This is a genomic window from Streptomyces lasiicapitis (assembly GCF_014646335.1).
In the GTDB taxonomy this organism is placed as follows: domain Bacteria; phylum Actinomycetota; class Actinomycetes; order Streptomycetales; family Streptomycetaceae; genus Streptomyces; species Streptomyces lasiicapitis.
Map to the genome: position 1 here is coordinate 258,070 of NZ_BMNG01000015.1, position 12,051 is coordinate 270,120.

Sequence of the window (12,051 nt, forward strand, 5' to 3'; positions counted from 1 at the left end):
TTACACACCTGTGCCCGAGGGGGGCCCGATGGACAAGCCCGTAGCCACCACTGTCCGCACCGTCAGCCACGATCTGTCGATCTCGCCCGAGCTGGCGTCCTTCATGTCCGCGAACTGGGCCGCGACCCCGCTGCCCGACGACATCCGGCTCCCGGCCGCCGACCTCACCCCGGCCCGCCGCGCCCGGCTCTCCGCCCGCTTCCCCGGGGAGCGCCTCGTCGTCGCGGCCGGTGAACTCAAGGTCCGCTCCAACGACTGCGACTACCGCTTCCGCCCGCACTCCGGCTACGCGTGGCTGACCGGCCTGACCGGTGAGGAGCAGGCGGGCCACGTGCTGGTCCTGGAGCCGGACGGGCCGCACCGGCACGAGGCGGTGCTCCACGTGCGCCCGCGCTCCCCGCGCGTCGGCGAGGAGTTCTACCGGGACCGCCGCTACGGCGAGTTCTGGGTGGGCCGGCGCCCCGACCTCGACGAGGCCGAGCGGATGACCGGCATCCGCTGTGTCCGTCTGGACGACGCCGAAGAGCTCCCGCCGGGCCGGGACGCGGCGACGGACCCCGAACTCGCCGCAGCGCTCAGCGAGTTGCGCCTGATCAAGGACAGCTGGGAGGTGGCACAGCTGCAACTGGCCGTCGACCACACCACGGCGGGCTTCGAGGACGTCGTACGAGCGCTGCCGCGCGCCCTCGCCCACCCCCGCGGCGAGCGCTGGATCGAGGGAGTCTTCGGGCTGCGCGCCCGCGCCGAGGGCAACGGCACCGGCTACGACACGATCGCCGCGTCCGGCGCGCACGCCTGCGTCCTGCACTGGATCCGCAACGACGGCCCCCTGAACGCCCAGGAGTTGCTGCTGCTCGACGCGGGCGTCGAGACCGACACCCTCTACACGGCGGACATCACCCGCACCCTGCCGCTCTCCGGCCGCTTCACCTCCGTCCAGCGGCAGGTGTACGAACTCGTCCTGGCCGCACAGGAAGCGGGCATCGCCGCCCTCAAACCGGGCGCGAGCTTCCGCGACTTCCACCGGGCGTGCATGCGGGTCATCGCCGAAGGCCTCACCGAATGGGGCGTGTTGAGTAGCGCCGAGGGCGACCTCCACCGCCGCTACACGCTGTGCAGCAGCGGGCACATGCTCGGCCTGGACCTCCACGACTGCGCGCAGGCCCGCGCGGAGATGTATCTGGACGGAGTCCTGGAGGAGGGGCAGGTGCTCACCGTCGAACCCGGGCTCTACCTCCAGCCGGACGACGAGACGCTGCCCGCCGCGCTGCGCGGCATCGGCGTACGCATCGAGGACGACCTCGTCATCACGGCGGACGGGGCGCGACTGATGTCGGGCGCGCTGCCGCGGACGCCGGACGGCATCGAGGAGTGGATGGGGCGGCTGATCGAAGGCTGAGGGCGCGATTCCCGCGGGACCCTTGGCAGCGCGAGTGCAATGTGAAATATTACTGTCGTGCTCACGAGAGATTCCGCGGACGTCATCGTCATCGGCGCCGGCGTGGTCGGCGCGGCCTGCGCCTACTACGCCGCCCGGTCCGGCCTGCGTGTCACCGTCCTCGACCGCGGCCCGGTGGCCGGCGGCACCACGGGGGCCGGTGAGGGCAACCTGCTCGTCTCCGACAAGGAGCCGGGCCCCGAACTCGACCTCGCCCTGCTGTCCACCCGGCTGTGGCAGGACCTCGCCGAGGAACTCCCGCCCGAGATCGAGTACGAGGCGAAGGGCGGACTGGTCGTCGCCTCCCACGAGGAAGGCACGGCCGCCCTGCGGGACTTCGCCGCCGCCCAGCACAAGGCGGGCGTCACGGCGGAGGAGATCCCGGCGGACCGCCTGCACGACCTGGAGCCGCACCTGGCCCCCGGCCTTGCAGGGGGCGTCCACTACCCCCAGGACGCCCAGGTCATGCCCGCGCTAGCCGCCGCGCACCTGCTGCGCGCGGCCGGCGCCCGGGTGCGGCTGCGGCTCGGCGAGGAAGTCACCGGACTGCTCACAGGCGGATCCGGCGAGATCCAGGGGGTGCGCACGAACTCCGGTCCCGTCCACGCTCCGTACGTGGTCAACGCCGCCGGAACCTGGGGCGGCGAGGTCGCCCGCCTCGCGGGCGTGGAACTGCCCGTCCTGCCCCGCCGCGGCTTCGTCCTGGTCACCGAGCCACTGCCGCGCGTGGTGCGCCGCAAGGTGTACGCGGCGGACTACGTCGCCGATGTCGCCAGCGGCTCCGCCGCGTTGCAGACCTCGGCGGTGGTCGAGGGCACCCCGGCGGGACCGGTCCTGATCGGCGCGAGCCGGGAGCGGGTCGGCTTCGACCGGACGCTGTCGGTGGAGGTACTGCGCCGCCTCGCGGCCCAGGCCACGGCCCTGTTCCCGGTCCTGGCCGGGGTGCGCGTCATGCGGACCTACCCGGGGTTCCGCCCCTATCTGCCGGACCACCTGCCCGCCATCGGCGCCGACCCGCGCGTGCCCGGACTGCTGCATGCCTGCGGCCACGAGGGCGCGGGCATCGGGCTCGCGCCGGCCACCGGGCTGATCGTCGCGCAGGCGCTCGCGGGGCGGGAACCGCCGCTCGACGTCGGGCCGTTCAGGCCGGAGCGCTTCGCCTCCGGCGGCTGAGCCCCTGCGCTACTCCCGTCCCGCGTGTCATGCCCGTCACGCCCACCATGTCTGTCACGTCTCTCACGTCTCTCACGAGAGGAGGCCCGCCGTGGCCCGTACCCCCGCCGAACTGGTCGGCGCGCAGCCAGGTCCGCCGTTCGAGATCACGATGGACGGCCGCACCGTGACCGCCCTGCCCGGGCAGTCCGTCGCCGCCGCGCTCTGGGGCGCGGGCATCGTCGCCTGGCGCACCACACGGGTCGGCGGCCGGCCGCGAGGGGCGTTCTGCGGCATCGGCCAGTGCTACGACTGCCTCGCCACCATCAACAGCGAGCCCAACCGCCGGGCCTGCCTGGTCCCGGCCCGGCCGGGCGACACCGTCACCACCCAGGAGGGGCACGGCCGTGGCGCTCTCGGAGTCTGAACCGCGTGAACCCCGTGGGTCGCATGAACTCCATGGGCCGTACGCATCGCACGAGCCGTACGACGTGGCGGTGATCGGCGCGGGCTCCGCCGGTCTCGCGGGCGCCGTCACCGCCGCCGAACTCGGCCTGTCCGTCGCCCTCGTGGACAGTTCGACCCAGGTCGGCGGCCAGTTCTACCGCACACCCGAACCGGTGCTCGGCGCCGTCCGCCCCGAGGCCCTGCACCACGACTGGGCCGCCTTCGCCGGCCTGCGCACGCGCCAGCGGGCGACGAGCGGTATCACCCACCTCGCCGGACACCACGTGTGGACGGTGGCCCGGCAGGGCGACGACCTGTGGGCGGTGCACGCTGTGACCGGCGCCGACGGGGCGGGGGAGCGGCCGGTGTGCGTACGGGCCCGGGCGATCCTTATCGCGACCGGCGCCTATGAACGTCAACTGCCCTTCCCCGGCTGGACGTTGCCGGGCGTCGTGGGCGCGGGCGGCGCCCAGGCGATGCTCAAGTCGGGCCTCGTGCTGCCCGGCAGACGCGTCGTCGTCGCGGGCAGCGGGCCGCTGCTGCTCGCCGTCGCCTCCTCGCTCGCCGCCGCGGGGGCGCGGATTCCCGCCGTGGTGGAGGCGACCGGCTATCTGCGGTACGCCCGCCACGGGCGCGCCCTCGCCACCAACCCGCACAAGCTGCTCGAAGCGGTGGTGCACGGCTCGGCGCTGCTGCGCCACCGCGTGCCGCTGCGCACCCGCAGCGCGGTCACCGAAGTCCACGGCGACGAGCGGGTGGAGGCGGTCACCGTCTCCCGGCTCGACGCCGAGTGGCGGCCCGTTCCGGGAACAGGCCGCCGCATCGCGTGCGACGCGCTGGCCGTCGGCCACGGCCTCGCCCCCCAGATCGACCTCGCCGTGGGCCTCGGCTGCGCCACCCGTGCCACCGCCGACGGCGCCAGCGCCCTCGTCCTCGACCGGCTCCAGGAGACCTCGGTGCCCGGCGTGTGGGCGGCGGGCGAGACCGGCGGGGTCGGCGGCGCCCAACTGGCCCGGACCGAGGGTGAATTGGCGGCGTACGCGGTCGCCGCCCGGCTGGGCAGGCGGACGCCGTCGATCCAGTCCGCGCACGTGGCGCGGCTGCGCCGCCGACGCGACCGCATGCGTTCCTTCGCGGACGCCATGGCCCAGGCGCACGCGCCCGGCCCCGGCTGGCCCGAGTGGCTGGCCGAGGACACCGACGTATGCCGCTGCGAGGAGGTGACCGCAGGGACCATCCGTGAGGCGGTCGCCGATCTCGGGGCGCGCGACGCGCGGACCGTCAAGCTCCTCACCCGCGCGGGCATGGGCTGGTGCCAGGGCCGGATGTGCGGCGCGGCCGTGGCCTGCCTCGCGGCGGGGGCGGACGGCGAGGTGGAACCGCCCGCCGAGCGGCGGCCGTTCGCCGTGCCCGTGCCGCTCGGTACGCTCGCCGGGCTCGAACCGGGGGAGCCGGTTGAACCGGTGGAACCGGTCGGGTCGCCCGTGTCACAGGAACCGCCCGAGAAGCCCGCCGGCCCCGACCGCTGACGGCACACCTCCACAAACGGCACGCGCCCACCCCCCACTCACAGCCACACATCCGCCGATCTCCATCCCACGCCCTCTTCCCCGGGCGCCCACCCCTCTATAAAATGTCACACACCACAGAAGGGCTCAGTCACATGACCGCCACCACCTGGAACACCACCCGTCCCTGGCGCGGCATCATGGTCGCCACCGCGCTTCCCCTTCGCGACGACCTCTCCGTCGACTACGACGCGTACGCCGAGCACGTCCGCTGGCTCATCGACAACGGGTGCGACGGCGTCGTTCCCAACGGCTCGCTCGGCGAGTATCAGACCCTCACCGACGAGGAGCGTTCTCAAGTGGTGCGCACCGCGGTCGAGGCCGCGGGCGATCCGGCCCGGGTGATGCCCGGTGTCGCCGCGTACGGCAGCGCCGAGGCGCGCCGCTGGGCCGAGCGCGCGGGCGAGGCGGGCTGCGGCTCCGTCCTCCTGCTGCCCCCGAACACCTACCGCGCCGACGAGGCGTCCGTACGGGCGCACTACGCCGAGGTGGCCGCGGCCGGCGTACCCGTCGTGGCGTACAACAACCCCATCGACACCAAGGTCGACCTGACCCCGGAGCTGCTCGCCGAGATCCACGCCGACGGGGACATCGTCGCCGTCAAGGAGTTCACCGGCGACGTCCGGCGCGCCTACCAGATCGCCGAACTCGCCCCGGAACTGGATCTGTTGATCGGCGCCGACGACGTGCTCCTGGAGCTCGCGGTGGCCGGGGCCGTCGGCTGGATCGCCGGTTACCCGAACGCCTTCCCCGCCGCCTGCGCCCGGCTCTACCACTCCGCCGTCTCCGGCGACCTGGAGACGGCGCTGCCCCTCTACAAGTCGCTGCACTCGCTGCTCCGCTGGGACTCCAAGACCGAGTTCGTCCAGTCGATCAAGCTCTCCATGGACATCGTCGGGCGCCGCGGCGGGCCGGTCCGGCCGCCCCGCACCGCCCTCACCGGTGAGATGGAGGCCGGGGTGCGCACCGCGACCGAGAAGGCCGTCGCCAACGGCCACCGCTGACCGCCCTCGTATCACCTCACCGCCCGACCGTCGAAAGGACCCCCGTGCGCACACGCCATGTCTTCCACGCGGTGGACTCGCACACCGAAGGCATGCCCACCCGCGTGATCACCGGTGGCGTCGGAGTGATCCCCGGCGCCACCATGGCCGAACGCCGCCTGCACTTCATCGAGCACATGGACCACCTCCGCACGCTCCTGATGTACGAGCCGCGCGGCCACTCCGCGATGAGCGGCGCGATCCTGCAGCCGCCCACCCGCCCGGACGCCGACTACGGCGTCCTGTACATCGAGGTGTCCGGCCTGCTCCCCATGTGCGGCCACGGCACCATCGGGGTGGCCACCGTCCTGGTCGAGACCGGCATGGTGCCCGTCGTCGAACCCGTCACCACGGTCCGGCTCGACACCCCGGCGGGCCTCGTCTCCGTCGACGTCGCCGTACAGGACGGCGCGGCCACCTCGGTCACATTCACCAACGTGCCCGCGTTCTGCGCCGGTCTCGACCGCAAGGCCGAGGTCCCCGGCTTCGGAACGATGACCTACGACCTCGCCTTCGGCGGCAACTTCTACGCCTTCGTCGAACTCGACGCGCTGGGGCTGCCGTTCGACCGCGCCCGCAAGGACGATCTGCTGGCCGCCGGGCTCGCCCTCATGGACACCATCAACGCCACCGACCGGCCCGTGCATCCGGAAAGCCCCGAGATCGGCGGCGTGAAGCACGTCTACCTGGCGGCCCCCGGCTCCGACGCCGCGCACTCCCGGCACGCCATGGCCATCCACCCGGGCTGGTTCGACCGCTCCCCGTGCGGCACCGGCACGTCCGCCCGGATGGCGCAGCTGCACGCCCGCGGCCAACTGCCGCTGGACCAGGACTTCGTGAACGAGTCCTTCATCGGCACCCGGTTCACCGGCCGCCTCGTCGCCGAGACGGAGGTCGGCGGCCTTCCGGCCGTCGTCCCGGCCATCACCGGACGCGCCTGGATCACCGGCACCGCCCAGTACTTCCTCGACCCGGACGACCCCTTCCCCGGAGGCTTCCTCCTGTGACCGCCACCCCGCCCCTGGTTGTCTCCCGCAACCCGGCCGACCCCACCGAGATCGTCGCGCAGGTGCAGGCGGCCGGCGCCTTCGGTGCCGCCGACGCCGTCGAGCGGGCCCGCGCCGCACAGCCCGGCTGGCTGCGCGGCGGCGCGGCCGCCCGCTCGGCGGCCCTCGGCTCGATCGCCGCCGCCATCGAGAGCGCCGCGGACGAACTGGCCGCGCTCGCCGTACGGGAGGTCGGCAAGCCGCTCGCCGAAGCCCGCGCCGAGGTGGCGCGGACCGCCGCGATCTGGCGGTACTACGCCCAGGCGCCCTACGAGCCCGCCGGCGCCGTCCACGAGACGGCCGCCGGGGCCGGGCTGCTTCTGACCCGCCGCCGCCCGCACGGGGTCGCGGGCCTGATCACGCCCTGGAACTTCCCCTTCGCCATCCCGAGCTGGAAGGCCGCCCCGGCGCTCGCGGCGGGCAACGCGGTCGTCCTCAAGCCCGCGCCCGAGGCCACGGCCTGCGCGCTGCGGCTCGCCGAGATCGTCCAACAGGCTTTGCCGGAGCGGGTGTTCACGGTGGTGCCCGGCGGGGCCGCCGAGGGAGGTGCCGTCGTCTCCGCCGCCGACGCCGTCTCCTTCACCGGCTCGACCGAGGCCGGTCAGACGGTCGCCCGTGCGGCTGTCGCCCGCGGCATCCCGGTGCAGGCGGAGATGGGCGGTCTCAACGCGGCGATCGTCCTCCCGGACGCCGACATCGCGGGCGCCGCCGCCCACCTGGCCGCCGCCATCGCCGGATTCGCGGGCCAGAAGTGCACCGCCACCAGCCGGGTGATCGCCGTCGGCGCCGCCGCCGACCCCCTGCGCGAAGCCCTCGCGGAGGCGCTCCGGGCCATCCCGGCCGCGGACCCGGCCGACCCCGCCACGGTGTGCGGCCCGCTCATCTCCGAGCGGGCCCGCGAGCAGGTCAGCGGCGCCTGGGCCGGACTCTCGCTGCTCGCCGGGGGCACCGCGCACGACGGCCCCGGCTGGTACGCGGCCCCCACCCTGGCCGAGAAGGTGCCCGCGGACCACCGCCTGCTGCGCGAGGAGGTCTTCGGCCCCGTCGCGGCCCTGCTCACCGCCGACGACCTGGACGACGCCGTCCGCCTCACCAACTCCGTGCCGTACGGCCTGGTCACCTCGGTGCACACCGCCGACCTGGACGCGGCCCTGCACGGCCTCGACGATCTGGACACCGGCATGATCCGGATCAACGCCCCGTCCACCGGCGTCGACTTCCATCTGCCCTTCGGCGGCACCAAGGCCTCCAGCCACGGCCCGCGCGAACAGGGCCGCGCCGCCCTGGAGTTCTACACCTCCAGCCGCACGTACACCCTGTCACCAGCAAAAACTATGTGACATTGTACGATGGCCGCGGCGCCGGCGACGGCTGCCGACGGTCGAGTTCGCGGCACGAAGGGAACACCATGGGCCACCTCAAGCAGCGCACCCTCGTCACCGCCAGGGAGCGCCTGCGCGACCAGGTCGCCCACGCCCTGCGGGCCGCCATGATCTCCGGCGAACTGCGGCCGGGCCAGGTCTACTCCGCCCCCGGCCTCGCCGAGGACTTCGGCGTCTCCGCCACCCCGGTACGCGAGGCGATGCTCGACCTGACCCGCGAGGGCCTGGTCGAGCCCGTCCGCAACAAGGGGTTCCGGGTCACCGAGGTCACCGAGAAGGACCTCGACCAGTACACCGAGATCCGCGCCCTGATCGAGATCCCCACGGTCGGCCAGGTCACCCGCACCGCGGCCCACGACGACCTGGAGGCGCTGCGGCCGGCCGCCGAGGAGATCGTGCGCGCCGCCCGCGAGCACGACCTGATCGGCTATCTCGAGGCCGACCGGCAGTTCCACCTCTCGCTGCTCGCCCTGTCCGGCAACGAACGGCTCGTCGAGACCGTCGGCGACCTGCGCAAGCGCACCCGCCTGTACGGCCTGAGCGCACTGGACGAGCGGGACCGCCTGATCCCGTCCGCCGAGGAGCACCTGGAGCTCCTCGAGCTGATGCTGGCGGGCGACGCCGAGGGCGCCGAGGCCTGCATGCGCCGGCACCTGGGGCACGTCCGCTCGCTGTGGGCCAAGGCCGAGTGAGCGCACGCACGGGCTGTGCGTAGCCGTATGAGCGCACAGCCGGGCTGTGCGCGACGGCACGTCACGCACAGCTGAGGGCTCCTCGGGACCGGATCGCCGCGCCAGGTTCGTCGTACGCCGCCAAGCACCGCGTACCACCCACGCCGCCTCCGCCCCCCCCGAAGGAACCCATGAACCCCGCGTACGCCACCACCGATCACGTCTTCACCGTCCCCCTGGACCACGCCCGCCCCGACGGACCCACCATCGAGGTCTTCGCGCGGGAGGTCGCCGCCCGGTCCAGGGCGGGGGAGAGGGCCGGGGAGAGAGCGGGGGAGAGAGCTGGGGAGAAGCTGCCCTGGCTGCTGTATCTGCAGGGCGGTCCCGGCGGGAAGTCGCCGCGGCCGTCCCACGGCTCGCCCGGCTGGCTCGACCAGGCACTGAAGACCCACCGGGTGCTCCTGCTCGACCAGCGCGGCACCGGCCGCTCCACCCCCGTCACCGCACGCGCCGCCGCACGGATCGCCGACCCGAAGCGGCTCGCCGCCCACCTCACCCACTTCCGCGCCGACGCCATCGTCGACGACGCCGAACTCATCCGCCGCCGGCTCTGCGGCGACGAGCCCTGGGAGACCCTGGGCCAGAGCTACGGCGGCTTCGTCACGCTCACCTACCTCTCCCGCGCCCCTCACGCGCTGAAGGCGGCGTACGTCACCGGCGGCCTGCCCGGCCTCGACGCGACCGCCGACGACGTCTACGCCCGCACCTATCCCCGAGTCCGCGACCGCGTACGGCAGTTCTACGCCCGCTACCCCGACGACGCGGACCGGCTGCGCCGCATCGCCGACCTGCTCGCCACCACCGACGTCCGGCTGCCCGACGGCGACCGCCTCACCGTCCGCCGCCTGCGCGCCCTCGGCCTCGCCTTCGGCATGGGTGACGGCTTCGAGCGCGTGCACTGGCTCCTCGACGAGGCCCTCGACGCCCACGGCGAACTCAGCGACACCTTCCTCCACCAGGTCATGAACGTGACCGGCTTCCACGACAACCCGCTCTTCGCCGTCCTCCAGGAGACGATCTACGGCCAGGGGTCCTTCGCCACCCGCTGGGCTGCCGACCGCGCCCTGTCAGGCCTGCCGGAGTTCGCCGATGACGCGGACCCCCTGCTGCTCACCGGCGAGATGATCTACCCGTGGATGTTCCGCGAGATCAGGGCCCTGCGTCCCTTCGCCGACGCCGCCGACATCCTGGCCGACAAGACCGACTGGTCCCCTCTGTACGACCGCGCCGCCCTCGCCGCCAACAAGGTCCCCCTGGCGGCCGCGGTCTACTACGACGACATGTACGTCGACGCCGGACTCTCCCTGTCCACCGCCCGCGCCGTGGGCAGCACCCGCGTCTGGGTCACCAACGAGTGGGAGCACGACGGCATCACGGCCTCGGGCGGCCGTGTCCTGTCCCGCCTGATGGAGCTGGCACGCGAGGCCGGCTGAGCGCCACGCCTGCCGGGGAGCCTCACGGCTGACCGCCGGGGCCGACCGGCAGGCCGCGCGGCTCCTTGACCCGCTTCATGATGATCTGCGAGTTGACCTCGGAGACCCCGTCCAGGGACGTGAGCCGCTCGATCCACAGGCGTTCGTACGCCGCCAGGTCGGCGACCGCGATGCGCAGCAGGCACCCCGGGCTGCCGAAGAGGCGGTAGGCCTCGATGACGTCCGGGATGTCCTGCAGCGCCGCCTCGAACGCCTCCACCGTCGCCCGGTCACGGCGCACTTCTATCGAGACGAGCACCTCGAAGCCGCGGCCGACCGCCTCCGGATCGACGACCGCCCGGTACCCGCGGATCACGCCGTCCTGCTCCAGTTGCCGCACCCGCCGCAGGCACGGCGAGGCACTGAGGCCGACCCGCTGCGCGAGCTCCTGGTTGCTGAGCCGACCGTCGTTCTGGAGCTCACGCAAGATATCGCGATCGATTCGGTCCATGGCGCAATCATGCACCGCACGTACCCGGCTTCGAGGGTGGATTTCGCAAGCCGATTGCTCGCCATCTGCCCTATTGTTGCGGCGCGTTGGCCCATTGGCGTGTTGGCCCGATGGTCCGTCGGCCCGTGACCCGGAGAGGCAGGCACACCCCCATGACGTACCTGACATCCCCGACCGCCCCTCGACGGGTCGTCGTCATCAGTACCGGTGGCACGATCGCCAGCCGCTGGCAGGGCGCCGGGTACGCCGCGGACGCCGGTGGCGACGAGGTGCTCGCCGGGGTGGCCGTGCCGGACGGCGTCATTCCCGAGGTCGTCGACCTGTTCAACGTCAACAGCTCCCGCATGACCTCCGCCAGGCAGCTCGCGCTGCTGCACGCGGTCCACGAGGCGCTCGCCGACCCCGAGGTCGCAGGGGTCGTGGTCACCCACGGCACGGACACCCTGGAGGAGTCGGCCTTCCTGCTCGACCTGCACCACGCGGACCCGCGCCCGGTGGTGTTCACCGGCGCCCAGCGCCCCCTCGGCTCCGCCGACAGCGACGGCCCCGGCAATGTCTACGACGCCCTCCAAGTCGCCGCACGCGTACGGGACCTGGGTGTGCTCGTGGCCTTCGACGGCATCGTGCACGCGGCCCGAGGAACGGTGAAGACACAGACCCTGGCGGCCCACCCCTTCGCCGACCCGTCCGCGCGGCTCGTCGGGCGGCTCGGCTTCCACCGCGTGGACATCGCCCGGCGCCCCGAGCGGCCCCGGCCCCTGCTGCTGCCGAGCGCCGCGCGCGCCCTGGCGGCGGGCGAGCCCGTGGAGTTGCCGCGCGTCGACATCGTGACGCACCACTCCGACGCCGACCCGCTGCTCCTGGACGCAGCGGTCGCGGCCGGCGCGCGCGGCATCGTGTTCGTCGCCACCGGGACGGGCAACGCGACGCCGCAGTTCGCCGAGAGCGTCGCGGCGGCCGTGACGCGCGGCGTCCTGGTGGCCGTCACGACGCGGGTGCACGCCGGTCCTGTCGCCGAGGTCTACACCGGCGGCGGGGCAGTGGACTTGGTCGCGGCGGGCGCGGTCCTCACCGGCACGCTGCGCGCCGGGCAGGCGCGGATCGCCGTGCTCGCGACGCTGCTTGCGGACGCGGAGGGCGTGGCGGAGGCGGAGGGCGTGGCGGACGCGGCGGGCGTCGTGCCGGAGCGGCGGAGCGCGCTGCTCCGGCATCTCCTGGGCGCCCCCGAGAGCCGCCCGGAGTCCGCTCCGGCCGCCTGACCGCTGTCCGCCCGCGCCCCTTTGGGGTGCGTTCGCCCCACCGATGACACCCGCCCAGTTGG

At 73.8% G+C, this 12,051-nt stretch carries 11 protein-coding genes; 10 read left to right on the forward strand and 1 reads right to left on the reverse strand.

Translation table 11 applies throughout. The annotated features are described in order from the left end of the window. The first annotated feature begins 28 nt into the window (after window positions 1-28). The 9 genes from IEY91_RS31520 to IEY91_RS31560 all read left to right on the forward strand — a co-directional run bounded on the left by IEY91_RS31520 (window position 29) and on the right by IEY91_RS31560 (window position 10,240). Window positions 29-1,399 (forward strand): aminopeptidase P family protein, encoded by a 1,371-nt coding sequence (locus tag IEY91_RS31520; RefSeq protein WP_164327503.1) that lies wholly within the window; start codon window positions 29-31, stop codon window positions 1,397-1,399. A gap of 57 nt (window positions 1,400-1,456) precedes the next feature. Further along, entirely contained in the window at window positions 1,457-2,611 is a 1,155-nt protein-coding gene (locus IEY91_RS31525) for an NAD(P)/FAD-dependent oxidoreductase (RefSeq protein WP_164327504.1), read from the forward strand. 91 nt (window positions 2,612-2,702) lie between these two features. After that, on the forward strand, window positions 2,703-3,017 hold the full coding sequence (locus IEY91_RS31530) for a (2Fe-2S)-binding protein (protein ID WP_189176579.1): 315 nt from the start codon (window positions 2,703-2,705) through the stop codon (window positions 3,015-3,017). A gap of 64 nt (window positions 3,018-3,081) precedes the next feature. Then, window positions 3,082-4,566, forward strand: coding sequence for an NAD(P)/FAD-dependent oxidoreductase (locus IEY91_RS31535; RefSeq protein ID WP_229697340.1), 1,485 nt, complete (start codon window positions 3,082-3,084; stop codon window positions 4,564-4,566). Window positions 4,567-4,700: 134 nt separating this feature from the next. Beyond that, window positions 4,701-5,609, forward strand: coding sequence for a dihydrodipicolinate synthase family protein (locus IEY91_RS31540; RefSeq protein WP_189176581.1), 909 nt, complete (start codon window positions 4,701-4,703; stop codon window positions 5,607-5,609). 44 nt (window positions 5,610-5,653) lie between these two features. Continuing rightward, a complete protein-coding gene (locus tag IEY91_RS31545) occupies window positions 5,654-6,655 on the forward strand; it encodes a proline racemase family protein (RefSeq protein ID WP_189176582.1) in 1,002 nt (333 codons plus the stop codon). Then, window positions 6,652-8,034, forward strand: a complete 1,383-nt coding sequence (locus IEY91_RS31550) for an aldehyde dehydrogenase family protein (RefSeq protein ID WP_189176583.1) — start codon at window positions 6,652-6,654, stop codon at window positions 8,032-8,034. Before IEY91_RS31545 ends, IEY91_RS31550 begins: the two co-directional genes overlap by 4 nt. 68 nt (window positions 8,035-8,102) lie before the next feature. Beyond that, complete coding sequence (locus IEY91_RS31555) at window positions 8,103-8,768, forward strand: GntR family transcriptional regulator (protein WP_164327510.1); 666 nt, start codon at window positions 8,103-8,105, stop codon at window positions 8,766-8,768. Between the two features lie 170 nt (window positions 8,769-8,938). After that, complete coding sequence (locus IEY91_RS31560; RefSeq protein WP_189176584.1) at window positions 8,939-10,240, forward strand: alpha/beta fold hydrolase; 1,302 nt, start codon at window positions 8,939-8,941, stop codon at window positions 10,238-10,240. 22 nt (window positions 10,241-10,262) lie between these two features. Here the strand turns inward: IEY91_RS31560 and IEY91_RS31565 are convergent, their stop codons facing one another. After that, complete coding sequence (locus tag IEY91_RS31565) at window positions 10,263-10,730, reverse strand: Lrp/AsnC family transcriptional regulator (RefSeq protein WP_189176585.1); 468 nt, start codon at window positions 10,728-10,730, stop codon at window positions 10,263-10,265. 152 nt (window positions 10,731-10,882) lie between these two features. On the opposite strand from IEY91_RS31565, the gene IEY91_RS31570 reads away from it, so the two are divergent. Continuing rightward, window positions 10,883-11,989 carry an asparaginase gene (locus tag IEY91_RS31570; RefSeq protein WP_189176586.1) on the forward strand — a complete coding sequence of 369 codons (1,107 nt, stop codon included), beginning with the start codon at window positions 10,883-10,885 and terminating at the stop codon, window positions 11,987-11,989. Window positions 11,990-12,051 lie beyond the last annotated feature (62 nt).

Excerpts from the sequence above, each read along its gene's own strand:
- IEY91_RS31565 (WP_189176585.1), bottom strand. The coding sequence starts at position 10,730 with ATGGACCGAATCGATCGCGATATCTTGCGTGAGCTCCAGAACGACGGT.
- IEY91_RS31560 (WP_189176584.1), top strand. The coding sequence starts at position 8,939 with ATGAACCCCGCGTACGCCACCACCGATCACGTCTTCACCGTCCCCCTG.
- IEY91_RS31555 (WP_164327510.1), top strand. The coding sequence starts at position 8,103 with ATGGGCCACCTCAAGCAGCGCACCCTCGTCACCGCCAGGGAGCGCCTG.
- IEY91_RS31570 (WP_189176586.1), top strand. The coding sequence starts at position 10,883 with ATGACGTACCTGACATCCCCGACCGCCCCTCGACGGGTCGTCGTCATC.
- IEY91_RS31520 (WP_164327503.1), top strand. The coding sequence starts at position 29 with ATGGACAAGCCCGTAGCCACCACTGTCCGCACCGTCAGCCACGATCTG.
- IEY91_RS31540 (WP_189176581.1), top strand. The coding sequence starts at position 4,701 with ATGACCGCCACCACCTGGAACACCACCCGTCCCTGGCGCGGCATCATG.